Annotated in this window: 27 protein-coding genes; 14 read left to right on the top strand and 13 right to left on the bottom strand. The window is 63.9% G+C overall.

All coding sequences use genetic code 11. From position 1 onward, the window contains the following. Positions 1–4: 4 nt before the first annotated feature. The 10 genes from HNQ95_RS29240 to phnF all read right to left on the bottom strand — a co-directional run bounded on the left by HNQ95_RS29240 (position 5) and on the right by phnF (position 9919). Positions 5–1084: an NAD/NADP-dependent octopine/nopaline dehydrogenase family protein gene (locus HNQ95_RS29240; protein WP_182575864.1), complete on the bottom strand. Its 1080-nt coding sequence runs from the start codon at positions 1082–1084 to the stop codon at positions 5–7. 70 nt (positions 1085–1154) lie between these two features. After that, complete coding sequence (locus tag HNQ95_RS29245) at positions 1155–1769, bottom strand: helix-turn-helix domain-containing protein (protein WP_067958831.1); 615 nt, start codon at positions 1767–1769, stop codon at positions 1155–1157. A 30-nt stretch (positions 1770–1799) separates the two neighbouring features. Then, a complete protein-coding gene (locus tag HNQ95_RS29250) occupies positions 1800–2375 on the bottom strand; it encodes a peroxidase-related enzyme (protein ID WP_067958829.1) in 576 nt (191 codons plus the stop codon). After that, positions 2372–2872 carry a CMD domain-containing protein gene (locus tag HNQ95_RS29255; RefSeq protein WP_067958823.1) on the bottom strand — a complete coding sequence of 167 codons (501 nt, stop codon included), beginning with the start codon at positions 2870–2872 and terminating at the stop codon, positions 2372–2374. The genes HNQ95_RS29250 and HNQ95_RS29255 overlap by 4 nt, the downstream gene beginning before the upstream one ends. Positions 2873–2882: 10 nt before the next feature. Continuing rightward, positions 2883–4382, bottom strand: a complete 1500-nt coding sequence (locus tag HNQ95_RS29260) for an NAD(P)-binding domain-containing protein (protein ID WP_182575863.1) — start codon at positions 4380–4382, stop codon at positions 2883–2885. 110 nt (positions 4383–4492) lie between these two features. Further along, positions 4493–5578 (bottom strand): ABC transporter ATP-binding protein, encoded by a 1086-nt coding sequence (locus HNQ95_RS29265; RefSeq protein ID WP_067958817.1) that lies wholly within the window; start codon positions 5576–5578, stop codon positions 4493–4495. After that, positions 5578–6372, bottom strand: a complete 795-nt coding sequence (locus HNQ95_RS29270) for an ABC transporter permease (protein ID WP_067958813.1) — start codon at positions 6370–6372, stop codon at positions 5578–5580. The genes HNQ95_RS29265 and HNQ95_RS29270 overlap by 1 nt, the downstream gene beginning before the upstream one ends. Further along, entirely contained in the window at positions 6372–7361 is a 990-nt protein-coding gene (locus HNQ95_RS29275) for an ABC transporter permease (protein WP_115731047.1), read from the bottom strand. The genes HNQ95_RS29270 and HNQ95_RS29275 overlap by 1 nt, the downstream gene beginning before the upstream one ends. A gap of 244 nt (positions 7362–7605) precedes the next feature. Next, positions 7606–8715: an extracellular solute-binding protein gene (locus HNQ95_RS29280; RefSeq protein WP_067958797.1), complete on the bottom strand. Its 1110-nt coding sequence runs from the start codon at positions 8713–8715 to the stop codon at positions 7606–7608. Positions 8716–9133: 418 nt separating this feature from the next. After that, on the bottom strand, positions 9134–9919 hold the full coding sequence (gene phnF, locus HNQ95_RS29285; RefSeq protein WP_154386853.1) for a phosphonate metabolism transcriptional regulator PhnF: 786 nt from the start codon (positions 9917–9919) through the stop codon (positions 9134–9136). A gap of 86 nt (positions 9920–10005) precedes the next feature. Here phnF and phnG point away from each other — a divergent pair, with 86 nt between their 5' ends. The 7 genes from phnG to HNQ95_RS29320 all read left to right on the top strand — a co-directional run bounded on the left by phnG (position 10006) and on the right by HNQ95_RS29320 (position 15463). Continuing rightward, complete coding sequence (phnG, locus tag HNQ95_RS29290) at positions 10006–10470, top strand: phosphonate C-P lyase system protein PhnG (protein WP_067958793.1); 465 nt, start codon at positions 10006–10008, stop codon at positions 10468–10470. Beyond that, on the top strand, positions 10470–11075 hold the full coding sequence (gene phnH / locus HNQ95_RS29295; protein ID WP_154386854.1) for a phosphonate C-P lyase system protein PhnH: 606 nt from the start codon (positions 10470–10472) through the stop codon (positions 11073–11075). Before phnG ends, phnH begins: the two co-directional genes overlap by 1 nt. A 1-nt stretch (position 11076) precedes the next feature. Further along, positions 11077–12186, top strand: coding sequence for a carbon-phosphorus lyase complex subunit (locus tag HNQ95_RS29300; protein ID WP_067958786.1), 1110 nt, complete (start codon positions 11077–11079; stop codon positions 12184–12186). A 234-nt stretch (positions 12187–12420) separates the two neighbouring features. After that, a complete protein-coding gene (locus HNQ95_RS29305) occupies positions 12421–13302 on the top strand; it encodes an alpha-D-ribose 1-methylphosphonate 5-phosphate C-P-lyase PhnJ (protein ID WP_154386855.1) in 882 nt (293 codons plus the stop codon). After that, positions 13299–14075, top strand: a complete 777-nt coding sequence (gene phnK / locus HNQ95_RS29310; RefSeq protein ID WP_182575862.1) for a phosphonate C-P lyase system protein PhnK — start codon at positions 13299–13301, stop codon at positions 14073–14075. Before HNQ95_RS29305 ends, phnK begins: the two co-directional genes overlap by 4 nt. A gap of 66 nt (positions 14076–14141) precedes the next feature. Then, the gene (phnL, locus tag HNQ95_RS29315) at positions 14142–14849 is read left to right on the top strand and encodes a phosphonate C-P lyase system protein PhnL (RefSeq protein WP_067958777.1); all 708 of its coding nucleotides are present in this window, start codon (positions 14142–14144) and stop codon (positions 14847–14849) included. Next, positions 14846–15463, top strand: coding sequence for a DapH/DapD/GlmU-related protein (locus tag HNQ95_RS29320; protein ID WP_067958773.1), 618 nt, complete (start codon positions 14846–14848; stop codon positions 15461–15463). Before phnL ends, HNQ95_RS29320 begins: the two co-directional genes overlap by 4 nt. A gap of 7 nt (positions 15464–15470) precedes the next feature. Here HNQ95_RS29320 and gltS read toward each other — a convergent pair whose 3' ends face one another. The 3 genes from gltS to HNQ95_RS29335 form a co-directional block, all read right to left on the bottom strand. Beyond that, positions 15471–16676 (bottom strand): sodium/glutamate symporter, encoded by a 1206-nt coding sequence (gene gltS, locus HNQ95_RS29325; protein ID WP_376769279.1) that lies wholly within the window; start codon positions 16674–16676, stop codon positions 15471–15473. Between the two features lie 200 nt (positions 16677–16876). Further along, positions 16877–17899: a Tim44 domain-containing protein gene (locus HNQ95_RS29330; RefSeq protein WP_182575860.1), complete on the bottom strand. Its 1023-nt coding sequence runs from the start codon at positions 17897–17899 to the stop codon at positions 16877–16879. Between the two features lie 227 nt (positions 17900–18126). Beyond that, the gene (locus tag HNQ95_RS29335) at positions 18127–18561 is read right to left on the bottom strand and encodes a GFA family protein (RefSeq protein ID WP_182575859.1); all 435 of its coding nucleotides are present in this window, start codon (positions 18559–18561) and stop codon (positions 18127–18129) included. 227 nt (positions 18562–18788) lie between these two features. On the opposite strand from HNQ95_RS29335, the gene HNQ95_RS29340 reads away from it, so the two are divergent. The 7 genes from HNQ95_RS29340 (at position 18789) to HNQ95_RS29370 (ending at position 25564) form a co-directional block, all read left to right on the top strand. After that, positions 18789–19127: a winged helix-turn-helix transcriptional regulator gene (locus tag HNQ95_RS29340; protein WP_182575858.1), complete on the top strand. Its 339-nt coding sequence runs from the start codon at positions 18789–18791 to the stop codon at positions 19125–19127. 221 nt (positions 19128–19348) lie between these two features. Beyond that, a complete protein-coding gene (phnC, locus tag HNQ95_RS29345) occupies positions 19349–20191 on the top strand; it encodes a phosphonate ABC transporter ATP-binding protein (protein ID WP_182575857.1) in 843 nt (280 codons plus the stop codon). Between the two features lie 91 nt (positions 20192–20282). Beyond that, positions 20283–21194, top strand: a complete 912-nt coding sequence (gene phnD / locus HNQ95_RS29350; protein ID WP_182575856.1) for a phosphonate ABC transporter substrate-binding protein — start codon at positions 20283–20285, stop codon at positions 21192–21194. 75 nt (positions 21195–21269) lie between these two features. Then, positions 21270–22223 carry a phosphonate ABC transporter, permease protein PhnE gene (phnE, locus tag HNQ95_RS29355; protein WP_246341037.1) on the top strand — a complete coding sequence of 318 codons (954 nt, stop codon included), beginning with the start codon at positions 21270–21272 and terminating at the stop codon, positions 22221–22223. 4 nt (positions 22224–22227) lie between these two features. Beyond that, positions 22228–23619: a phosphonate ABC transporter, permease protein PhnE gene (gene phnE / locus HNQ95_RS29360; protein ID WP_182575855.1), complete on the top strand. Its 1392-nt coding sequence runs from the start codon at positions 22228–22230 to the stop codon at positions 23617–23619. A 99-nt stretch (positions 23620–23718) separates the two neighbouring features. After that, positions 23719–24426 (top strand): DUF1045 domain-containing protein, encoded by a 708-nt coding sequence (locus tag HNQ95_RS29365; RefSeq protein WP_182575854.1) that lies wholly within the window; start codon positions 23719–23721, stop codon positions 24424–24426. Between the two features lies 1 nt (position 24427). Beyond that, the gene (locus HNQ95_RS29370; RefSeq protein ID WP_182575853.1) at positions 24428–25564 is read left to right on the top strand and encodes an alpha-D-ribose 1-methylphosphonate 5-triphosphate diphosphatase; all 1137 of its coding nucleotides are present in this window, start codon (positions 24428–24430) and stop codon (positions 25562–25564) included. Positions 25565–25659: the final 95 nt, after the last annotated feature.

Here is a 25659-nt window from a genome sequence, read left to right on the forward strand (position 1 = left end):
GACCTTAAGCTATCGCATATCCGTCACGGCAAAGGCTGTTGAGCTCGGCCAGCGACATGGCGTCGAGGTCGAGCGCGGTCAGCAGGTCGTTCTCGGCAGTAAAGTCGCGGCCATACATGGCCGAGAAGATGCGCACGCCGGCTTCGTGCAGCTCGGCGGGGTAGCCTGCCAGACGGCCGATCTTGGCGGTCATGACCAGGCCGAAAGGCACGTCTTCGGTAACATAGCGGCTGTCGGCAGTGGTCGGGCCCTGGCCGCCATTGCCGGCCTCGTGCATCTCCTGGTTCATCTCAGAGATCGAGCTCATCGGCACGTGGAAAGACAGGTGGAAGTGCTGGAAGATGTTGCGCACTTCGAGGCCGAGCTTGGTGGCAATGGCGATGCGTTCCTCGTCGAGCTGCTCGAGCAGGCGGCCGACATTCGGCGTCACGTTCTGGCCCTGGCTCCAGGTTTCACCGCGCTCCATGCGCGTCATGTTGCCGAGCGCGATGCCCATGTGGTTCTGCGGGTTGAGGTTGGACAGCGCGATCGCCATCAGGCTGCCGCGGTCGACGAAGCGGTCGCCGAACAGCGTCTGGCAGACGGCAAGGCCGTCGGCGCTGCGCGATGCCGGAACGGTGGCGAGATCGACCTTCTTGCGCACGGTGTTGACGTTGACCAGCGTCGGGCTGAGCTGGCGACCGGATACGACAGTCGTGCCCCAGCCTACAACAGGCGCGACGACACCGCGCGCAGCCAGCAGGCGCGACAGATAAAGCGCGCCGAAGGATGCGTGCGAGCTGATGATGACGGTCTGGTCGGCCCTGACGTAAGGCGCGATGGCGTCGAGAACGACCTTGTGGCCATAGGCCGGCAGCGCGATCACGATCGCTTCGGCGCCGGCGACGAGCGCTTCGGCGCTCGGAGCAGCAGCCGGATGGAAGGTGCCTTCGACGGCGCCCTGGGCAACCAGAGCTTCGCCCTTGGCCAGCGCCTTGGTGCGCTCGCCCGACGGCGACCACAGCGTTGCCTTGTGGCCCTGCTGTTCCAGAAACACCGCCGTGCCAAAGGCGATCGAACCCGCGCCGACAATACCTACCTTCATTTTCAACATTCCCTTTTGGATCAAATTCATTTCAGCCCCGGCGCTCCCATTGCGGGCGCACCGGGGTCGTTCATTTCGGGCGAATCAACGCCCGGGTCGTGCTGCTGCCGACCTCCCCCGATGCCACCACCAGGAAAGCCCGTGCACCGGCCGGGCCAACACTGGTCAGCGAGTGTGCGACGTCGGCCGCATAGCGCGCCGTCTCGCCGGCGCGGACGATCATCTCGTTGCCGGCGCTGCGCACCACGATCTCGCCTTCGGTGCAGTGCAGATGCTCGATCGTGCCTGTGCCGTGGGGATCGCTGATCAGCTTGCCCTTGAGTTCGAAGCTCAACAGATACCATTCGATCAGCGGCACCATGCCGGCCGGCGACAGGATCTGCAGCGTGCAGCTGCCGTCGGCGCTGCGGATGGTCGGCGTCAAATTCTCCGGCTGCAGGTCGATGCGGTCGCCACGCTCCTCGCTGGCGCCGCTGATCAGGCTGTTGAGGTCGATGTTGAGCGCGCGGGTGAGATGCCACAGCGTGCCATAGGTCGGGTTGGCGTTGCCGCGCTCGATCTCCGACAGCATCGAGCGCGAGACGCCCGATCTGGTCGCGAGGTCGGCAAGCGTCAGGTTCTGCTGCTTGCGATATGCCTGCAGGCGCGGCCCGATTTCCGGCGGATTGACCGAATGTATGTTCATTCCGATTCTCCATTCCGACGCCACGGGCAACTATTCGGCGAGCGGTTCTCCAAGCGTGTGCATCAGCCGGTTGGCCCAGCCGAACAGCGACGACGACAGGATCAGGTCGAGGATCTCGTCCTTGCCGAGACCGGCGTCGACAAGCGCCTGCATGTCGGACGCATCGGCGTCCGAGGGGCATTTCGACAGCTTGACCGAAAAGTCGAGGATCGCCTTCAGCCGCGGCGAAATTACCGCTTCGACACCGTCGGCGAAGATCGCGGCAATGACGGTCTCGTCCTTGGCCAGCTGGTTGTAGCGGCTGGCATGCACCGCCGCACAGTAGATGCAGCGGTTGACGATCGACGCGCCGACGGCGCCGATCTCGCGCTCGGCGCGCGACAGGCCGCCCTTGTTGTACATCACCCCGTTGAACAGCGGCGAGCGGTGAGTCAGCGTCTCGACGTCATGGGCCAGCACCAGCACATAGTCCGACACCTTGGTGTTGGACGGCGTGATCTTCAGCGCCTCGAGCTGTGCCGGAGTGGCATCCGCGAGATCGAGCGGCTTGACGTATGGCTTCCACTCGGGGACCGCGGTGGTGAATTCGTGAACGACCTTGCTCATGCCAGTCCCCGCATCAGCCGCAGCCCGGCGGCAACCCTGATCTGATAGCTGACGAAAGCGACGAGCTCGGACAGGCGCACGATGTCGGCGTCGGTTAGCCCGGCTTCCTGCAGCAGTTCGATATCGCGGCGCGTCGCATCCTTGGGCGCATGTGCCACGAGATCGACATGGCGGATCAGGGCCTTGAGCCTGATGTCGCCGCCGCCGTCGAACCAGATGTCGGCAATGCGCGCGGTGTCGCCTGAGGCGCCCGAGCTGTCGAGCAGGGTTTCGAAATGCGCCTCGAAATCGCCGGCGTCGTTGATCTTGGCGATGCGGCAGGCCAGGGCTGCGCGCTCGGCATGGGTCAGACCGCCGGGTTCAGCGGGCGTCAGCGCCGCATCATGGGTCTGCTGGGTCAGCGCCATGATGTCGGCGCGGCCGGCGACGACCGCCGCCAGTTCGCTGCCCGGCGCTATGCCGACGATCGCGGCGATCACGTCTATGGTGTCAGTCATGCCGTTCCTCTTATGCCTGCTTGCGGGCGGCTGCCGGCGCTTCGTCCGGCAAGGGCGATGCCGTCCACTCGTCACCGCGCAGTTCGGGCGTGTCGTAGTCGAGCAGGAGCTGCCAGTACTGGCCGAAATTCTCGCTGTAGAGCTTTGCGGCGATCTCGCGCGCCAGCCACGCCGCACCTTCGCTGATGCCCGGTATGTCGCCGCTCATCTTGCCAAGGCTGGCGGCCGCCCCGGAGTTGAAGCTGTGGATGTTGGCCAGCCACGGTGCCTGTCCCGGCTCGCGTTCGAGAAAGGTGAAGTCGTTGGCAAGATAGGGGTAGTTGCCAAGCTCGGTGTTTTCCTGGCCTTCAGGTGGCGTGAAGCGGTCCTGCCACAGCAGGATCTTGTCGGCGTAACCGTCGAGCTCCTTGCGCGCCAGCGGATCGACGCCGAAGCCAGTGCCGAGGATCAGGAAGTCGCAGCGGACCGCCTTGCCCTGCGAGGTCGAGATGACGATCTCGTCGCCGTCGAGCTCGGCCTTCTCGACCGCCGCATCGAAATGGAACCAGGCATTGGGATGCCGGCTGACACGCATCGTCGAGCCACGCGGCGCTGGCGTCTGGGTGCGCAGCGAATAGTTCATGATCTGCCAGCGCCGGGCATCGCCGAGCTGCGGGAAGGCAGCGGTGAAGCCGAACGAGCCGATGCCCATCAGCTTGTTGATACAGGGCATCTGCTTGCGGCGGATGAGATGGCGGACTTCCGCCGCTCCTGCCTCCAGCGCCTCGGCGGAATTGTCGACGGCAGATGCGCCGACGCCGACAACGACCACGCGCTTGCCGCGCAGGGCGGCGAAGTCGATTGCATCGGAGGAATGCGCCCAATAGTTTCGCGGCAAGCCGTCGACAAAACCGGGAATGCTTGGATGGCCCATGCCGTCACGGCCGGTCGCCATCACCACCTTGCGGGTCAGCACCGATTTTTCCCGAGCGCCCTCGCCCGACAGCGTCAGCCGCATCAATTCGCCTTCCGGCACGATCGTCTTGACCTCGACGCCGTTCTCGACCGGCAGGTCGAGCACCTTGCGGTACCAACGCAGATACTCCATCCACATCGGCCGGGGGATCTTGTCGAGTTCAGCCCAGGTATCGTTGCCGAACTGGGCGACATACCATGCACGAAAGGTCAGCGACGCCATGCCATAGGCCGGGCCGGTCAACTGCTTGGGCGAGCGCAGCGTCTCCATCCGGGCATAAGTCAGCCACGGCCCCTCGAAGCCCGTCGGGCTGCGGTCGAAGATGCGGATGTTCTGGATGCCGGCACCGAAGAGGGCGAAACTCGCGACCAGGCCGCACATGCCGCCGCCAATGACGACGACGTCATGGACCTTTTCTTCCCCCTCGGCTGATGTCGGCACCACCCAGTTCGACGGCGGGTAGCACAGGCAGGCCAGCTCGTCGCGAACACGCTGTTCGAGCTCGGCGAGGCCGGCGGCGGCCGCTTGCAACGGCGCTTGTACGTCAAACGCCATAGGTCGCCCCTGGTGTCCGGTCGAATTCGTCATGTCGCATGTCCTGCCCTGCCTGCTGTCGGCCCGCACCGGTTCTCGACGCGGGCCGCCCTTGTCGCCTGTTTGTCGTCTCAGTTGTGCGCGTGGCGGTCGGGGATGACCGTCGTCGTCTCTGGCTTCCAGCCGACCCAGATTTCCTCGCCATTGAGCTGGCTGACGTCGGCGGGATGGACCAGCGCATTGAGCATGGTCCCGTCGCCGACCTCGACCGAAAGCGAGGTGTGGTTGCCCTTGAACACGCGCTGGCGGATCTTGCCCTTGATGCGGTTGCCACTCTCCGGCTCGGCGGCCGAGCAGTGGATCGCCTCGGGGCGCAGCACGACATAGAGGTGGTCACCGGCCTTTGGCGTAAGCCCGCCCTGTGCTGCCTTGATGGTGACGCCGTTCCAGTTCAGCGCTGCCTGGTCACCTTCGGTGCCGACGACCGTGCTGCGCAAAAGATTGGTCTCGCCGATGAAGTTGGCGACGAACACAGAGCCTGGACGGCCATAAAGCGTGTTCGGGTCACCCATCTGCTCGATGCGGCCCTTGTTCATGACCACGATCGTGTCGGACATGGTCAGCGCCTCTTCCTGGTCGTGGGTCACGAACATGAAGGTCTTGCCGGTCTTTTCCTGGATCGACTTGAGCTCGATCTGCATCTGCTGGCGCAGCTTGGCGTCGAGCGCCGACAGCGGCTCGTCGAGCAGCAGCACCTCCGGATCGGGAGCCAAGGCGCGCATCAGCGCGACGCGCTGGCGCTGGCCGCCCGACAGCTCCGACGGCAACCGCTTGGCATAATCCTGCAGTTGGACAAGCTCGAGCAGCTCCGAGACGCGGCGGTGGATGTGCTGGTTGTCAAACCCCTTGAGCTCGAGGCCGAAGGCAATGTTCTTGGCAATGCTCATATGCGGAAACAACGCGTAGTCCTGAAACACGATGTTGACGTTGCGCTTGTTGGGCGGCACGCGCGTCACGTCCTTGCCGCCGAGCAGGATGCGGCCGGAGTTCGGCGTCTCGAAGCCGCCGAGCATGCGCAGCGAAGTCGACTTGCCGCAGCCGGACGGGCCGAGCAGCGTGACGAACTTGCCCGCCTCGATGCTGAGGTTCAGGTTCTCGACGGCAACATGCTTGCCGTAGCTCTTGGTGACATTGTCGAACTGGACGACGGGTTGCATCAGCGGGTCCTCGCGCGGCGGGTCATGTATTCGGCGTAAAGTCCGACGGCGGCGGTAACCACCAGGACGAGTGTCGCCATTGCGTTGATTTCAGGAGACATGCCGCCCTGCACCTTGGCGAAGATCAGCATGGGAAGGGTCGGACGATAGCCGCCCAGGAAGAAGGTGCGCACGAAGTCGTCGATCGACAGAAGCACGCAGAAGATCATGCCGCCGACAAGCGCCGGCCCGAGATAGGGCAGCGTGACGCGGAAGAAGGCAACGATGCTGTCGGCACCGAGGTCACGCGCGGCATCGACGAGATTGCCCGGCATCGAGCGCAGGCGGGTCAGCGCCATCACCACCACGAAGGGCACTGCATGCACCGTGTGGCCGAGGATGATGGCCGCGGTTCCCGTCGGCATGTCGATTGTCGAGATGAAGATGCGCAGCGAGATGGCCGAGATCATGCCTGGCACGACAGCCGGAAGGCAGGCGAGCGCGAAGATGATGACCTGGCCCTTGATGCCTTCGGCGACGATCAGCATGGCGATCCAGGTACCGAGCGTGGTTGCGGCGAGCGTCGAGGCGGCGGCGATCATCACCGAGTACAGGCAGGCTTCCAGGAACTGCTTGTCCTGCATCACCTTGGCATACCAGTCGAGGGTCCAATCGCCGATCGGGAAGGCGACGAAGTTGGCGTCCTTGAAGCTCATCGCCATCATCAGCGTGAGCGGCAGGAGCAGGTAAAGCAGGAAGGCCCAGTAGATCGCCGTCAGCGACGTGCGCGGAGCGTCTGCAAACATGTTGCGCATCAGAATGCACTCCTTTTCTTGCCGCCGACGAGGCGCATGAAGATGCCTGCGGTGATCAAGGCGGTGACCAGCATGATCAGCGCAAAGGCGGCGCCGACCGGCCACTTGTCGCTGGCGCCATGGAAGAAGCCGCTGATGGTTTCAGGAAACAGCACGGTGTTGGGTCCGCCGAGCAGCATCGGGGTCGCGAAGACGCCGATGCAGGTCAGGAACACCAGCGAGCAGCCCGAGACGATGCCGTCCTTGGACAGCGGCAGGATGATCCGGCGGAAGCGGGTGAACGGACCGGCGCCCAGATCGGCAGCCGCATCCAGATATTGTCCCGGGATCTTCTCGATCGCCGAATAGAGCGGCAAAAGCATGTAGAGGCAGATCAGGTAGACCAGGCCGAAGCCGAGCGAGAACGAGGTGTAGAGCATCGGGATCGGCCGGTCGATCAGGCCGATCTCGCGCAAGAGCACGTTGACCGCGCCGCGGTTGGCAAGAAGCATGATCACCGAGAAGGTGCGGATCAACTCACCGGCCCAGAACGGCACCAGCAGCAACAGCAGCGCCTTGGAACGGCCCTCCGGCTTGACGACCTTGGCGACGTAGTAGGCCACCGGGTAGACCACAACCAGCGTCACCGCCGTCGCTGCCGTGGCGAAGATGAAGCTCTTGATCAGCGGCGTGAAGTAGAGCGATTCCTTGAAGAAGATCGCGTAGTTGTCCAGGGTGAAGTGCGATTCCACACCCGGCAGCACCGGGTAGTGGGACATCAGGCTGATCTTCAGCATCTGATAGATCGGCCCGACATGCAGCATGATCAGCCAGACCAGCGGCACCCCGGCCAGAAGGATGATCCGGCCGATCCGGGACTCGACAGCGGCCCCCAGCGTATGCCGGTAGAGCGCGGAATTGACCACCTTGGCGATGCCGGTCGAATATTTGGGCACCGGCGCGTCGCCGCGCCCTGCCGCATAGCCGGCTGTCGTGTTGCTACTCACCATCAAACAATCTCGGTTGGCGCAGCCCAACTTGTACCGCCAGGCATTGCCGGCAGGTCAGTCATCGCGCGTTGTGGGACTACAGCGCCTCGCTCAGAACGCTGTAACTCTCTGAACCGGTGCATGAGCCCACCCGAAAACCGTGCCCGATTTTCGAGGGTCATGCACATGACAGGCCGGCAGCCTGTCCCGGAGATCGTCGCAGCGCTCCGGGACAGGCGATGGGCCGTGCGAGGCTTTCGCCTCGTCAGGCCGCTTTGACCTCAGCGGTCGCCCGGTCGATCATCTCGTTCTTCATGTCGCGATTGACCGACGAGAAGAAGACGATGCGCTCAAGCTCTTCCTGGGGCAGCGTCGAGGCGAGCTTTTCGCGGTCGTTGAGCAGGTCGGCGACGCCGTTGATCGTCGAGCTGTAGCCCGACTGGCGGGTCATTGCGGCCCCCACCTCCGGGCTTGCCAGCACGGCATCGAGCAGCTTGTAGGCGTTCTCGGCGTTGGGCGCGTTGTTGACGACGTTGAGCGTATAGCAGAAGCCGAACGTGCCTTCCTTCGGCACCGACAGCTTGATCGGATGACCGTCCATGATCAGCTTGGCAGCCGGACCCGACCAGGAATGGCCGAGATAAATGTCCTCGTTGATGAACATCTGCTGCACTTCCGAGCCGGCGTCATAGTACTTGCGCACCATGTCCTTGTGCTTGATGAGGAAGTCGCGCGCTTCGTTGGTCGCCTTCTGCGCCACGTCGGCCTTGTCGACATAGCTGACGAAGTCGCCGTCATGGCCGAGATACTGCATGACGATGGTCATGAAATCGCTGACGATATAGGAGGTCTGCCCCTTGTACTGCGGGTCGAACATGATCTCCCAGCTCGGCGCTTCCTTCACATAGTCGACATTGCGGGCGAGCCCCTCATAGCCGGCGAGGATCGGCAGGCCCCAGAGATTGTCGTCGACGCGCGCCCAGGCAGCGTTCTGGTAGGCCGGGTTGAGGTTCTTCCAGTTCGGAATCTTGCCGGTGTCGAGCGGCTGCAGCAGCTTCGAGGCGATGAACTGCGAATAACGATGGCCGGCGACGGTGACGATGTCGGTCGAGGGATTTGCGCCCTCGGCGGTGAGCAGATTGTATTGCTTGCCCTGGTCGTCGGTCAGCCGGATGTTGACCTGAATTCCACTGTCCTTCTGGAACTTGTCGAGGAATTCCTGCGGCAGGAATTTGTCGTAGGTGGTGATGTTCAACACGCCGTTCGCAGCCCAGCCGGGGGTCGGGCGGATCACGGCGGGCATGGCAAGGACGGCGGCGCCACCACCAAGCATCTTCAGCGCGGTACGGCGGTTCGGTACCAGAATATTGTTCATTATGTTCCCCATTTGGATAATATCGATCACGCGCACGGCTTTCGCCGCGCAATAAAACCCGCCCTCACGCAGTCGAAAGGACTGCGCGACCGACAAGCCGGCGAAGAGGTATTCTCAGCGGTGTTTTACAGACTACTAATGAACTGGCGCAAAGTCCTCCACCAAGCCAGTCCTGAATTCCGACATTCCGTCCGCAAATTCCACTAAACTGGAATTTTTCTCTAAACCGGACAAATGTCAAGCATTGTTAGAAAGAATCTTGTTTGCCCACCAACATATGCAGCCAGCAGACCCCGCATAGGTTGCGCTGGCAGCCAACTAAGCACGGCCATGGGAATCGCATCCAAACGCCAGGAATCGACGATACGCTGAGATGAACCGCCATGCGCCTTGGCGGCCGCGGCAAATAGCTGGAACCTCAGGCCTCCGTCGAGACGCTGAGCTCGACCCTGTCGGCGACAAAGCGGGTTTCAGCGTACTGGACCGACACGCCTGCGGTGTCGACGTTGATCGCCCTGGCGACGAGTACGATGGCGCCGGCGGACAGCTTGAGATCGGTCAGGTCGGCGGCATCGGCATGGCGCGCCGAAACCAGTGTCGACTTGCGGAAATAGTCCTCGATTCCAAAATGCTGGAAAGCGAGCGTGATCGACGCGGTCTCGGCGTAGACCCGTGCGAAGTCGGGGAAGCGCTCGGCGTCGAACCAGCTCGTCGCGCGCGACACCGGCCGGCCGTCGGCCTCGCTCAGCGTTTCCAGCCGGAGCACCGGCGCATCCGGCGCAAGCCCCAGGGCTTCGGCGACACGGCTGAGGGCAGGCTCTATGGCGTCGGCCAGGAGGATGCTGCGGCGCTCGCGTGTCTGCTCGCGCAGCCCTGTGGAAAAGCGCGTCCGCGCCGAAATTGGGTAGGAGAGCTTCTGGCGGCTCTCGACGAAAGTGCCGCGCCCCTGCTCGGCGCGCAACACACCTTCCTGGACAAGCGCGGCAATGGCGCTGCGCAAGGTATGGCGATTGACGCCGAAGCGTTCGGACAGGATCATTTCGGGCGGCAGCTTGCCATCGGCGCCCAGAGTTCCAGCCGATATCGCCTGCCTGATCTGGTCGGCGATCTGGCGCCACAGCGCCACCCCGCTCTTGCGTGTCACCGCCTGCTCTCGTCCCTGCCCGCTCAAATCCACCGTCCCAGTTTGCGACTTGTCATGCATCCGTCACGGAGCCTCGCTACAAGCCCATTGTAAGTTGTTCGATTGTATAGAACAATAGACAAATGTGAAGTGGAGCAGCGAAAGCGATGGACCGACGGCAGGAAAGAGAACTGGAGACGGCGCGCAAGACGGCCATGGCGGCGCTTTCGCTAGCACCAGTGGACGAGTTGAAGCGGCTGTGCGCGGCGGCAGGCATTTCTGGCGAAGCCGAGATGCTGCGCGGACCGGAGACCGGCCTCGTGTCGGTTCGTGGCCGTATCGGCGGCGGCGGCGCGCCGTTCAACTTCGGCGAGGCGACGGTGACCCGCGCCACGGTGCGTTTGCCGAGCGGCGAGATCGGCCATTCCTATGCGCTCGGCCGCGACAAGGACAAGGCCCGCCTTTCGGCCATCACTGATGCCCTTTGGCAGAATGCCGACCGCCGCGCCGACATCGAAGAGAAGGTCATCGCACCGTTGCGTGCCGCACAAGCCGAAGCCGATGCGACCAGTCGTGCCGAGACGGCAGCGACCAAGGTCGACTTTTTCACCATGGTGCGTGGAGAGGACTGATGGATCAGATGGATGTGATTGACGGCGGCTTTGCCGCCCCGGTTTTTAATGCCCAGACGGTATTCCGCGCCGTCATGGACGCCATGGCGCGTCCCGGAACGGTCCAGCAGGTAGCTGGCCTGGCACAGCCGCCTGCACCGCTGGCGGCAACCGCAGGCGCGGTGGCGTTGAGCTTGTGCGACCACGACACTCCGCTCTGGCTCGATGCCGGGCTGCAGGTCTCGTCGGCAAAGTCCTGGCTCGGCTTCCACACCGGCGCGCCGCTGGCCGCGACACCGGCCGACGCGCATTTCGCCCTTGTCGCCAACCCGGCCAACCTGATCTCGCTCGAAAACTTTGCGCAAGGAACGCAGGAATATCCCGATCGCTCGACGACACTGATCCTGCAGGTCGACAGCCTGACCGATGGCGCGCCGCTGCATCTCGAGGGCCCCGGCATCGAGACGACTGACAGCATCGCGCCGACGCCTCTGCCGCGCCATTTCGTCGAGCAGTGGAAGCAGAATGGCGCCCGCTTCCCGCGCGGCGTCGACGTGATCCTGGCGGCGCCCGGAGCGGTCGCCTGCCTGCCCCGCACTGTCCGCGCAAAGACGATGGAGGCCTGATATGTATGTTGCTGTCAAAGGCGGCGAAGCCGCCATCGCCAACGCCCATCGCCTTCTCGCCGACCGCCGCCGCGGTGACCGCTCGGTGCCGTCGCTGCGCATCGAGCAGATCGTCGAACAGTTGGCGCTCGGCGTCGACCGCGTCATGTCGGAAGGCTCGCTCTATGACCGTGAGCTTGCCGCGCTCGCCATCATGCAGTCGCGCGGCGACCTGATCGAGGCGATCTTCCTCGTCCGCGCCTATCGCACCACCTTGCCGCGCTTCGGCTACACGAGGCCGATCGACACGGCTGCCATGCAGGTCGAGCGCCGTGTCTCGGCGACCTACAAGGACCTGCCCGGCGGCCAGCTGCTCGGCGCGACCTTCGACTACACCCACCGCCTGCTCGACCCGGAACTCGCCACCGATGCCGAAGTGGCTACTCCCGAGCAGCGCGAAGGCGACGGCCAGCGTATGGCGCGTGTGTCCGAGATCCTCGCCCATGAAGGGCTGATCGAGGCCGACGGCGAGCTGCCCGAGGACCACCTCACGGGTGACATCACCCGCGAGCCGCTCGAGTTTCCGATGGAGCGCGACATCCGCCTGCAGGCGCTGTCGCGCGGCGACGAGGGTTTTCTTTTGGCGCTCGGATACTCGACGCAGCGCGGCTATGGCCGCAGCCATCCCTTTGTCGGCGAGGTCCGCATCGGCGAGGTCGAGCTCGAGCTCGACGTACCTGAACTGCCCTTCCCCATAAGCCTCGGCCGCATCCGCGTAACCGAGTGCCAGATGGTCAACCAGTTCAAGGGCTCGGCCAAGGCGCCGCCGCAGTTCACCCGCGGCTACGGGCTGGTCTTCGGCCAGTCCGAGCGCAAGGCCATGGCAATGTCATTGTGCGACCGCGCGCTGCGCGCCGGCGAACTGGGCGAGGACATCACCGCCCCCGCGCAGGACGAAGAGTTCGTCATCTCGCACTCAGACAACGTCCAGGCGACCGGCTTCGTCGAACACCTGAAGCTGCCGCACTATGTCGACTTCCAGGCCGAACTCGACCTCGTCCGCCGCATGCGCGGCGAGCATGAAAAGCGTCAAGCTACAGATCAGACCGAGACAAGGGAGGCAGCCGAATGAGTTCTCCCAACTCAATCGCCCAAATGTCAGGAGCCGAGGTCGCGTTCCGGAGCACCATCATTCTCCCAGGCTCGCTTTGTCGGCTTTGGCTTGCTCCGCGCGAAAAATGCGACAGCAGTTACAGCAAGGGCCACCAGCACCAAGACACGAATCCACCCCGAAGAATCCATGCGGCTCCCCCTCGTTGCGATGGTCAACGCGGCAAAGAGTTAGCGCAAATCGGATCTGCCTGCCATGTCTGACATCGCAACCTACAACTTCGCCTATCTCGACGAGCAGACCAAGCGGATGATCCGCAGGGCGATCCTCAAGGGCATTGCCATTCCCGGCTACCAGGTGCCGTTCGCCAGCCGCGAAATGCCGATGCCCTATGGGTGGGGCACCGGCGGCGTGCAGGTGACCGCCGCGATCATCGGTCCTGAGGACGTGCTCAAGGTCATCGACCAGGGCGCCGACGACACGACCAATGCCGTCTCGATCCGCGCCTTCTTCCAGAAGGTCGCCGATGTCGCAGTGACCACCGAGACGGCGAAGGCGACGATCATCCAGACCCGTCACCGTATCCCGGAATATCCGCTGACCGAGGGTCAGACGCTGGTCTACCAGGTTCCGATCCCCGAGCCGCTGCGCTTCCTCGAACCGCGAGAGACCGAGACACGGAAGATGCACGCGCTCGAGGAATACGGGCTGATGCACGTCAAGCTCTACGAGGACATCGCCAGGCACGGCCGCATCGCCACGACTTATGCCTATCCGGTCAAGGTCGAGGGCCGCTACGTGATGGACCCCTCGCCGACACCGAAGTTCGACAATCCCAAGATGCACATGTCGCCCGCGCTTCAGCTGTTCGGCGCCGGCCGCGAGAAGCGTATCTATGCCGTGCCGCCCTTCACCAGGGTGGTCAGCCTCGATTTCGAGGACCATCCCTTCGAGATCCAGACCTTCGACCAGCCCTGTGCGCTGTGCGGGGCCGCGCAAGTCTATCTCGACGAGGTCATCCTCGATGACAAGGGCGGGCACATGTTCGTCTGTTCCGACACCGACCATTGCGAGACGCGCCAGGCCTGCGGCCATCGCGGCCACCTCTCGCCCGATATCCTGGAGCCTGCCCAATGACCGATGAACCGCTTCTGCGCGTTACGGCGCTGTCCAAATATTACGGTTCGCGCATCGGCTGCGAGGACATCTCCTTCGACCTCTGGCCGGGCGAAGTGCTGGCCATCGTCGGTGAATCCGGCTCGGGCAAGACCACCTTGCTCAACTGCCTGTCGACGCGGCTGCTGCCGACGTCGGGCACTGCGAGCTACCGCATGCGCGACGGCCAGTGGCGCGACCTCTACCGCATGAGCGAGGCCGAGCGCCGCTTCCTGATGCGCACCGACTGGGGTTTCGTCCACCAGAACCCGGCCGACGGGCTGCGCATGACGGTGTCGGCCGGCGCCAATGTCGGCGAACGGCTGATGGCCGTCGGTGACCGCCACTATGGCAACATCCGCGCTACCGCAGTCGATTGGCTCGGCCGCGTCGAGATCGACGAGGCGCGCATCGACGACGAACCCCGCGCTTTCTCGGGCGGCATGCGCCAGCGCCTGCAGATCGCCCGCAACCTCGTTACCGGCCCGCGGCTGGTGTTCATGGACGAGCCGACCGGCGGGCTCGACGTTTCGGTGCAGGCGCGCCTGCTCGATCTGTTGCGCGGACTGGTCACCGACCTCGGCCTCGCGGCCATCGTGGTCACGCATGACCTCGCCGTCGCACGGCTGCTGTCGCAGCGCATGATGGTGATGAAGGACGGCCATGTCGTCGAAGCCGGCCTCACCGACCGTGTGCTCGATGATCCGCGCGCGCCCTACACCCAGCTCCTCGTCTCCTCCATCCTGCAGGTCTGAGCATGGTCCCGAAAAGTGGTTCCCGGTTTTCGGGCAAGATCATGCTCATCAAGGAAAGATTCTGACATGGCCACTCCCCTCATCGTCTCGGAGGTCTCCAAGGCCTTCACCATGCATCTGCGTGGCGGCATCCGCCTGCCGGTGGTCGCCAATGTCTCGTTCTCGGTCAGGGCTGGCGAATGCGCCGTGCTCGGTGGCCCCTCTGGCGCCGGCAAGAGCTCGATCCTGAAGATGGTCTACGGTAACTACGGCGTCGACCAGGGCCAGATCATCGTCGATCACCATGGCCAGCTTGTCGATCTTGCCACTGCCAATCCGCGCACCGTGCTTTCGGTGCGCCGCGACACCATCGGCTATGTCAGCCAGTTCCTGCGCACCGTTCCGCGCGTCTCGGCACTCGGCGTCGTCGCCGAGCCGCTGGTCGCCCGCGGCACCGAACGCTCCGAGGCTCATGCCCGCGCCTCGGAACTGCTCGGCCGGCTGAACCTGCCGGAACGTCTGTGGAGCCTGCCGCCCGCCACCTTCTCCGGCGGCGAGCAGCAGCGCGTCAACATCGCCCGTGGCTTCATCACCGACCATCCGGTGCTCCTGCTCGACGAGCCGACGGCATCGCTCGACGCCACCAACCGCGAGGTGGTGATCGGACTGATTGAGGAGAAGAAGCTGAAGGGTGTGGCCCTGCTCGGCATCTTCCACGACGCCGACGTGCGCGAGGCGGTCGCCGACCGCATCATCGACGTCACCACATTTGCCGCCGGAAAGGTCGCAGCATGAGCCGCAAGCTGTCCGAACAGCCCTGGATCCACCCATCGGCCGAGGTGACGCAGTCGACGCTCGGCCGCTGGACCGAAGTCTCCGAGCGCACCCGCATCAGCGAAAGTTCGCTCGGCGACTACTCCTACGTCATGCAGGACTGCAGCCTGTGGTGCACGACGGTCGGCAAATTCTCCAACATCGCAGCAAGCGTGCGCTGCAACGCCACGAACCATCCGACCTGGCGGCCGACGTTGCATCACTTCACCTACCGCGCCTCGGACTATTGGGAAGATGCCAGCCACGAGACCGAGTTCTTCGAATGGCGCCGGTCGAACGCGGTGACCATCGGCCACGACACCTGGCTTGGCCACGGCTCGACGGTGCTGCCGGGCGTTACCGTCGGCGACGGCGCGGCGGTCGGCTCGGGCGCTGTCGTCACCAAGGATGTCGCGCCCTACACCATTGTCGCCGGCGTGCCCGCCAAGCCGCTGCGCGAGCGCTTCGACCGCACGACAGCGGATCGCTTCCAGGCGCTGGCTTGGTGGGACTGGGACCACGCCAGGCTGCGCGTTGCCCTCGACGATTTCCGCAACCTCTCGGCGGAAGAGTTCCTGGAAAAGCACGGCGGCTGAGGAGCCCTCACCCCGCCAGGAAAAACTGGATCGCGATCATGTTGACCAGGTCGACGAAAAACGCCGAGACCAGCGGCAGGATGATGAAGGCGTTCGGTGACGGGCCATAGTGCCTGGTCACCGCCGTCATCGACGCGATGGCGGTGGGCGTGGCGCCGAGCGAAAGGCCGGTAAAGCCGGCGCTCAGCACCGCCGCCTGGTAGTCTCTTCCCAAAAGCGGGAACAGCACGATCAGGATGAAGGCCACAGCGAGCAGCGCCTGCATGGCAACGACGACCAGCAGCGGGCCGGCAACCCCGGCAAGCGTCCAGAGCTGCATGCTCATCAGCGACATGGCGAGGAAGGCCGAGAGCGAATAGTCGGAGATCAGCGACATTGCGGGCGAGCGCGCTGGCCATGGCATGCGCGGAAAGATGTAGGGGATCGTGTTCGACAGGACGACCCCCATGATCAGGCAAGGCACGAACAATGGCAGCTTCACGCCCATCGCCGTGACCGGGCCGTGAACCAAATAGCCGAGCACCACGGCGACGTTGACCAGCAAAAGCGCCTGCATGAAGTTCGACTTGTCGATCGGCGCGGCCTCCGCCCGGGCGACGGCCGATTCCCCGTCGGGTCCGCTCGCGTCGGCGGTTAGCTTGCCACGCTCGATGAGGAACTTTGCCACCGGCCCGCCGAGGACGCTGGCGACGATCAGCCCGAGCGTCGCCGCGGCGGTGCCGACTTCAAGGGCGGCCGGAAAACCGTGCTCTGCGGCGATCGCCGGCGCCCAGGCAATCGTCGTGCCATGGCCACCGACAAAGGCGATCGACCCCATGATGACGCCTGCAGCAGAGGGCAGGCCGAACAGCCAGGCTCCAAGCGTGCCGACGCCATTCTGCAGAAAGACGAAAAGCACGGTCAGCACGCACAACACCGCCAACGCCCGTCCCCCGACCAGCAGGTCGACCAGCCGCGCATTGACGCCGACGGTGGCAAAGAAGATGACCAGCAGCCTGTCGCGCGTGGTCATCTCGAAGACGATCTCCGTGCCTGACAATTGGTAGAACGCCAAAACGGCCACGGCCGCGAGAAACCCGCCGGTGACCGGCTCTGGGATGTTGTAGTTGCGCAGGAAAGCAATGTGACGGTTGAGCAGCACGCCGACGAAATAGACGATGATGCCGAGCGTGAGCGTCAGGAAATCTGGCGAAACGAAAACATTGTCGGCCATGGCCATCCGAGCTTCGCCTGGACACCCGAACGAAGGTGCCGGATCGGATGATCCCGATCTCCCGAGCTCTCAACCTTGCCCAGAATAATTTCGAGAGCAATTGGATTTGCGGCGCAACCGAGCAGGCACCGCCCGACGCGGAAACGCCCGCGCCTCCCTGAAAGGGAAGACCGCGGGCGTTGTAATCAGTCTGAAACGGTTCAGGCGTCCTGGATAGCCGAGAGCTGCCAGTCGCCGCCGTTCTGGCGGACGAAGGTCCACAGCTCGGTCGTCTCGCTCGGCTCGTTTGCGTCGCCGTCCACCACTTCGCCGGTCGTGCGGTTGCGGGTCACGTCGATCGACGAATAGTTCATTGCCGCAGTGGCGTAGTCGCGGTCGCCTTCGTTCCAGCTTTCGGCAATGTCGGCCTGCAGGAGCTGGACGTTGGTCACGTCGTTGCGGACGCCGTTCTGAGCGTTGTCGGCCAATTCTTCCGAGAGATAGGACACCATCTCCGGCGTCACCAGGCGACGCAACGCCTTGTGGTCCTCGCGGCCAAACGCTTCCTGGACCTCGGTCAGCAGGCGCTGGAACGTGTCGAGATCTTCGCCCGACACGGTAATGTCCTTGCTGGCAGGCTGCTGCGGCGCGGCCTCGGCGCGGCTGCTGCCGATGCTCGGAATGCTGAACGAACGGCTGCCGCCATTGGCCTTGCCGCTGTCTCCAGACGGTGCCGCGTCGCGGTAGTTGAAGTTACCGCCGCCGGCACCCGCGCCGGCCATCGCCGGACCGGTGGCTTGGCGCGAACGGAAGAAGCGCAGGGCGAGCCAGATGGCGCCGCCGATCAGCAGCAGTTGCATCAGCATGCCGAACATGCCGGCGATGCCGCCAAAGCCTTGGCCCATCATCATGCCGAGCAGGCCACCCATCAGCAGGCCGCCGATCATCGCGCCGCCGAAGCCGCCCATGAAGCCGGGGCGCTGCGGTGCAGTCGCGCCAGGACGGGCTGCACTGGTGGCGGCCGGGTTGGTTGCCTGACCGGTGTTGGGCGTCATCGAACGCTCGACCGGCGCGGTCGGCTGCGGCGCGGTGCGGGTCGGCGGCGCCGACTGGAAGGTACGCGTACCCCTGCTGCCGAAGCTGCCGCCGCGCCGTGCATCGGCGTGGTCGACGGCAATCATGGAGAAGGCGAGGAACAGGCCCGCGAAAAGCGTGGCGAAGCGGGTCGTTCGGGACAATTTCATCAGCGGATCCTCAAAGTGTCGTCCGCCCTCATATAATGACTAACAACTGTAGTGTCAGGGTTTGCAGGCCAAGTTTTGGCAGATTCTTGCCGAAATTCGGCAAAATATTGATTCGTCATGCTTTTTCCAGGATTTCCGCAAGTGGACCTTATGTCCGACCGGCAGCTGCGGCCGTCAGCGGGCTGCGCTTGAGTACAATGCTGACAGCCAGCTGCCTGGTTTTCGTACTACTCCTTGTGATTTCCCTTTCGAGGCGAGCCCGCCTCGGGCACACCTTCGAGACAAAGCCAATCGTGCTTGCTGTTCGGCCAGTGGAGCACGACCGGCGCCGGGAACCCCTGATCCTCCAGGCAGCCAACCGAGACCGACAGCGCCGCCGTCAACGCTTCCGCCCGCATGAAGACGACCGATCCACAGGTGGTGCAGAATGTCTGCTCCAGCCATTGTCCCGACGCGCCGGCTCGCCGCCACGACCTGGTCTCGCCTTCCTGGCTAACGACGGCGGAATCCGCATAGATGGCGCGGTAGGAGAATGCCGTCCCGGTGCATCTCTGGCACTCGGTGCAACTGCAAGCATAGACTCGTCTCGGCTCCCCGGCGAGGACGAGTTTCACGCCGCGACACGAACAGGTGGCGGTGCGTTTCGTCTCCCCGTCATGCATGCTGGTAGCCCTGGTCGAACAAAGTTCGGACAATGGACGAGCCCATACGGCCCGTGCCGAGCACGCAGACATCTATATTCACGATTTTTCTCCGAAATGCGAAGGCCCCTTGCGACGAGGGGCTGGTTCATGTTTGGCGCGCGCTCGGACCAAACATATGTACCGTCACTGCATTGAGAAGTACGCACTTTGAAGTAAGCCGTTGATATCATGACAGGAGCTGGAAGATGAGGCACAAGGAACCGGACAGCTGCGGTTTTGCCGCAGCCATGCAGGCCATCGGCGGCAAGTGGAAAACCGCGCTGCTGTGGCAACTGCACCTGCGGCCCCATCGCTTTGCCGAACTGCGCCGCTTGCTGCCGGGCATCAGCGAGAAGGTGCTGACGCAACAATTGCGGCAGATGGAGACCGACGGGCTGATCAGCCGGCATGCATATGAAGAGGTGCCGCCGCGCGTCGAATATTCGATCACGCCGCTGGGCTTGAGCCTGAACGATGCCGTGACAGCAATGTCGGCATGGGGCAAGCAGCACGAGAACTGGAAAGACCGCCAACAGGCGGCCTGACACAGGCAGAGATCACAGCGGGCCATCGCGGTTCGCGAAAGCCGATTTCAGAAACGGGATTCCAAAAAGCAGCGATATTTGCCCTCAAAAGCCGTGTTTTTCGCGCTTCGGCCTGTGCATCGTAACAAAACTGACATGGTCCCGACATTGCAGCTTCACGTCCCGGGTCTAGGCCCATCGCAGACAAGGGCGAAAAGGCCCGACGGGACAGGGAAGCCAAGATGCTCGAAATCCGCAACGTGACGCGCCGCTTCGGCAAGAATGTCGCCGTCAACGGCGTCAACCTCAAAATCCAGCCGGGCCAGATGGTCGGCATCATCGGCCGCTCCGGCGCCGGCAAGTCGACCCTGCTCAAGACCATCAACCGCCTGATCGACCCGAGCGAGGGCTCAATTTCCTTCGACGGCACCGAAGTGTCGTCGCTGCGCGGCACGCAGCTGCGCCGATGGCAGCGCGACTGCGCCATGATCTTCCAGCAGTTCAACCTGGTCCCGCGCCTCGACGTCTTGACCAACGTCCTGCTCGGCCGCCTCAACCACCGCTCCACCGCGCTCAACCTGCTCTCGATCTTTACGCGTGAAGAGCGCATCCGGGCGATCGCCGCACTTGAGCGCCTCGACATCGCCCGCACCGCCCTCCAGCCGGCTGGAACCCTGTCCGGTGGCCAGCAGCAGCGCGTCGCCATTGCACGTGCCCTGATGCAGGAGCCCAAGCTGATCCTCGCCGACGAGCCGATCGCCTCGCTGGACCCGCTCAACGCCAAGGTGGTGATGGACGCGTTGCGCGACATCAACCTGCGCGACGGCATCACCGTCATCACCAATCTGCACACGCTCGACACCGCACGCACCTACTGCAACCGCATCATCGGCATGCAGGGCGGCGCTGTGGTCTTCGACGGCGCGCCCGAAGACCTCACCATCGAGGCCGTGCGCCTCGTCTACGGTGCCGACGCCGACGGCACTGAAATTTCCGAAGCCATCACCTCGACCAGCATCCGCCCGGTCAAGGTCAGGGTTCCCGTATCCGCCGCACCTCTCGAACCGGCCTACGCCCCGGCCTGAGGCTGCTCGCGTTCGTCTCGCCCACGTCAAGGGCCGGTAATCATCAACTGCAATGACCCGGCAAGGTGCTGGGCCAAACTGGAGAACTGTGATGTTCAAGAAAGCACTTCTGGGTGCCGCTTCGCTCGCCGTGCTGGCGATCGGTTCGGCCAATGCAGCCGACCTCAAGGAATTCCGCATCGGCCTGATCGGCGGCGAAAACGAAGCCGACCGCCTGCGCAACTTCCAGTGCCTCGTCGACCAGCTGCCCAAGGCCATCGGCGTCGAGAAGGTGTCGCTGTTCCCGGCCGCTGACTATGACGGCACCATCCAGGGACTGCTCGGCGGCACGCTCGACTACGCCGAACTCGGCGCTTCGGGCTACGCCAAGATCTATCTGCAGAACAAGGATGCGGTCGAGCCGATCCTGACCACCGTCCAGACCGACGGCGCCACCGGCTACTACACCATCATGGTCGCCAAGAAGGATTCGGGCATCACCAAGCTCGAAGACCTCAAGGGCAAGAAGCTCGGCTACGCCGATGCTGACTCGACCTCGGGCTACCTGATCCCCGTCACTGCGCTGCCCAAGGATCTCGGCGGCGTCGCCGTGAAAGACTATTTCGCCGAGACCGGCTTCGGCGGTGGTCATGAAAACCTCGTCCTTGAAGTGCTCAAGGGCACCTTCGACGCCGGCACGACCTTTGGTTCGGGTGTCGGCGAATTCACGGATGGCTATACCTCCGGCAATCTCCGTAAGATGGTCGACAAGGGCATCCTCGACATGGACGACCTGGTCGAAGTCTGGAAGTCGCCGCTGATCCCGAACGGTCCGATCGTCGTTCGCACCTCGCTCGACGCCGGCATCAAGAGTAAGTTCAAGGATTACATGGTCAAGCTGCCGGAGACCGATCCGGCTTGCTTTGCGGCCATCCAGGGCGGCGACTTCAAGGGCTTCACCGAAGTCACCCCTGAGTTCTACCAGCCTGTGATCGACGCCCGCAAGGCGCAGATCGGCAGCTAAACCCCAAGCCTCCCGGACGCGCCGCGAGAAACACGCGGCGCGTCCCTTTTTTGTCCGGGATCGAACGGAAACCTCATGACAATGCCCCTCTCGGAAGCCGGCCTCGCGGTCGAGCAGCACTGGCGCGAACTCGCCAGCCGCCGCCGCCTCTATACGGCGGGCGGCCTGTTCATCCTCTTCATCGCGCTGTCCGGATCGCTCTGGTTCGCCAATGACAGCAATGCCGGCAAGTTCTTCGATCGGCTGCCGCATTTCTTCGACTTCGTCGACCAGATGATCCCGCGCGACGTCTTCGATGTCTGGCGCGCCATGTTCGACCTGCCTTCGCCCTATGCCGACGGCAGCCTGAAGTTCGACTACCCCGAAGGTCGGATGTATCTGTTCGGCTCGTTCTATTTGCCCGAATACGTCTACAAGATGCTGGAGACGATCAACATCGCGCTCGTCTCGACGCTGATCGGTTTCGCCTTCGGCTTCCTGCTCTGCTTCCTCGCGGCCTCCAACCTGGTGACCCAGCGCTGGCTGCGCTTCTTCGTCCGCCGTTTCCTCGAAATCCTGCGCGCCTTCCCCGAGATCGTCATCGCCGGCTTCTTCCTCGCCGTGCTCTCGATGGGCGCCATCCCGGCGATCATCGCGGTGTCTCTGCACACCATCGGCGCGCTCGGAAAGATGTTCTTTGAGGTCGTCGAGAACGCCGACATGAAGGCCGACGAAGGCCTGCGTGCTGTCGGCGGAAACTGGCCCGAGCGCGTCTGGTTCGGCATCGTGCCGCAAGTGATGCCCAATTTCCTGAGCTACGGCCTGCTGCGCCTCGAGATCAATGTCCGCGCCTCGACAATCATCGGCGCTGTTGGGGGCGGCGGTATCGGCGAGGTGCTGCGCCTGTCGATCAGCCGCAACCACGAAGCCAAGACCATCGCCATCATCATCCTCCTGTTCTGCACCATCGTCGCGGTCGACCAGTTCTCTGCCTGGCTGCGCAAGAGACTGGTTGGCGAACAGGCCTTCGCCTTCGGCCGTGGGGACTAAGATCATGACCACCCTTTCCCTGACCGACATGCAGGCGATCTCCGAGCGCCATCCCGACGTTTTCGCCGGCTCCTGGCGCAAGGCCCTGACCGGCTGGGCCGTTGGTCTGGGCCTTGTCGCCTATCTCGCCTTCGCCTGGTGGTTCTTCGCCGTCGGTGCCGTGCTTGCCAGCGGCAACTGGGGCATCGCCGGCACCTACCTCGCCGACTGGGTTTCCTACGAGGTGCGGCCGCAGATCGACTTCAAGGACGACCGCCTCGATATCAGCTACCCCCGATTCTCGGCCTACCGAGCCGACCGGCATCCACAATGGCTGAGCTTCGAGCAGCAGTCGGCAACCGCTTCCGCCGCTTCGGCCAACAAGGCGCCGGCCAGCCGCGTGACCGTCGAGATCGACGGCAGCGACCGCATCGAGGTCACCCCGACCGGCGTCGTCGTGACAAACGGCGGCGAGACGCTTGATATCGCCATCGTACCGGCAAAAAGCATCACTGTTGCAGGCGAACTGCCGGCCTGGGCGACCCAGAAAAAACCGGGCGAAAAGATCACCGTCGATTTCGGCTTTGCCGGCAGCGCCCAGATCGACGCCGACGACGTCAACGTCCGTCATCGCTTCTTTGGCTGGGAAAACTTCTTCTTCGACGGCCATTCGCCCTATTGGGGCAAGTCGACCGGTGAGGTCTTGTCGCTGGTCTTGTCAGGCGAACGTATCGACCCGAAGATGTCGAACGCAGCCCTTGCCTGGGACAACATCGTCAACAACTCCGAATGGCAGCATGGCGATGTCTGGATCAAGATGCTGCAGACCATCGTCATGGCCTTCGTCGGCACGCTGTTTGCCAGCCTCCTTGCCTTCCCGCTGGCTTTCCTGGCTGCCCGCAACATCACCCAGAACCGCCTGATCAACCAGGTCGCCAAGCGCTTCTTCGACTTCCTGCGCTCGGTCGACATGCTGATCTGGGCGCTGTTCTTCACCCGCGCCTTCGGCCCCGGCCCGATCGCCGGCATCTCGGCGATCTTCTTCACCGACACCGGCACCTTCGGCAAGCTCTACTCCGAGGCGCTGGAAAACATCGACGACAAGCAGCGCGAAGGCATGCGTTCGGTCGGGGCTTCGCCTGTTTCAGTCCAGCGCTACGGCGTCGTGCCCCAGGTACTGCCGGTGCTGATCAGCCAGTCGCTCTATTTCTGGGAATCGAACACCCGTTCGGCCACCATCATCGGCGCCGTTGGCGCCGGCGGCATCGGCCTCAAGCTGTGGGAAGCGATGCGCACCAATTCGGACTGGGAAAACGTCGCCTATATGGTGCTGCTGATCCTGGTCGTGGTGTTCATCTTCGACAACATCTCGACTGCATTGCGCCAACGCCTGATCGGCAACAAGGCCAGTCACTGAACAAGTGTGGCCGGCCCTTGCAAAGGCAGCAAAGTCGGCCACTACTTCGTCAAACTGTCACGCAAATCATCTATCGCACGGCCTTCCAGGAACCTTTCCATGCGCTACGCCATCTATTTCACGCCTGAGCACGATGATCCGCTGTGCCGCATCGCGGCCGGGTGGCTCGGGCGCGATGCGTTTGGCGGCGCAGTCACGGCGGCAAAGGCGTTTGGCGCGCTGTCGGCCGCGGAGGTTGCGTTCCATACGGCGGCAGCCCGGCGCTACGGCTTCCATGCCACGCTCAAGGCACCGTTCCGCCTCGCCGACGGCATGACCGAGGCTGTCCTCATCGATGCGCTCGACGCCTTTGCAAATGCCACCGCGCCGTTCGACATACCGCGCCTGAAACTCGCCCAGATCGATGGCTTCTTCGCCCTCGTGCCGGCGGAGCCGCTGCCTGAGCTCGACCGCTTCGCCGGCGATGTGGTGATGGCGTTCGAGCCGTTCCGCGCACCGTTGAGCGACGCCGAGATCGCCCGCCGCAACCCCGACGCGCTGTCGCCGCGGGAATGCCGTAACCTTAGCCAGTGGGGCTACCCTTACGTTTTCGACACCTTCCGTTTCCACATGACCCTGACCGGCCGCATCGCGGCCGAAGAAGCCGCGCGCGTGCGCGTCGCAATCGAGGAATGCCTGGGCGACACGCTCGACAGGCCGGTGCCGGTGGATGGCCTGGCCGTGTTCGTCGAGCCGTCTCCGGGTGCGCCGTTCGAAGTGCGGACCTATCGCGCACTGGGCAAGCAAGCTGAAAGAAAGACCGCCTGAGATGACCGACCTTGTCCTGAAGAATGCCCGCATCGTCCTGGCCGACGAGGTGATCGACGGCTCGATCGTCGTCCGTGACGGCAGGATAACAGAGATTTCGACCGGCCCGAGCGCCATCGGCGAGGACATGGCCGGCGACTACGTCATTCCCGGCCTCGTCGAGCTTCACACCGACCACCTCGAAGGCCATTACGCGCCGCGACCGCGCGTGCGCTGGAACCCGATTGCCGCCGTGCTTGCCCATGACGCACAGGTGGCGTCGGCCGGCATCACCACCGTCTTCGACGCGCTGCGCGTCGGCATGGACGAGGATGCCGACATGACGGCCGCCGACATGCGCCTGCTTGCCGATGCGATCGAAGACAGCGTGCGCGCCGACCGCGTCCGCGCCGATCACTTCATCCACCTGCGCTGCGAAGTCTCCGCCGGCGACTGCCAGGACAGCTTTGCCGTCTTCGACGGCGACGACCGCGTCAAGCTGGCCTCGCTGATGGACCACGCGCCCGGCCAGCGCCAGTTCGTCAACCTTGAGACCTATGCCTACTACTACCAGCGCAAGCTGAAGCTGAACGACGTCGAGTTCCAGACATTCTGCGACAAGCGCATGGGCGATTCCGCCCGCAATTCGGCCCCCAACCGTGGGGCGATCTCGGCTGCCTGCCACGCGCGCGGCATCGTCTTGGCGAGCCATGACGACGCCACCACGGCACATGTCGATGAGGCGATCGCGCAAGGCATTCGCGTCGCCGAATTCCCGACCACGCTCGAAGCCGCCAACGCCTCGAAAGAGGCCGGCCTCGGCGTGCTGATGGGCGCACCCAACGTCATGCGGGGAGCCTCGCATTCCGGCAACGTCTCGGCCCGCGCCCTTGCCGAACATGGCCTGCTCGACATCCTGTCGTCGGACTATATCCCCTTCAGCCTGATCCAGTCGGCCTTCTTCCTCGGTGAAGTCGTCGACGGCATCTCGTTGCCGCAAGCGATGGCGATGGTGTCGAAGAACCCGGCAGACGCCGTCGGCCTGACCGACCGCGGCGTCATCGAAGCCGGGCGCCGTGGCGATCTGGTGCGAGTGCGGGTCGACGAGCATGTGCCGGTCGTGCGCACCGTCTGGCGCGAAGGCCGCCGCGTCGCCTAAGTGTCGTTTCCAAGAAGGTTGTTCAGTCTTTGGAACGGGCTGATGCCTCCAAGGGCCGAGTGTGGGCGTGCCAGGTTGTAGTTGGCTGCCCATTG

Origin of the sequence: Aminobacter ciceronei (genome assembly GCF_014138625.1) — a bacterium.
Classification (GTDB): domain Bacteria; phylum Pseudomonadota; class Alphaproteobacteria; order Rhizobiales; family Rhizobiaceae; genus Aminobacter; species Aminobacter ciceronei.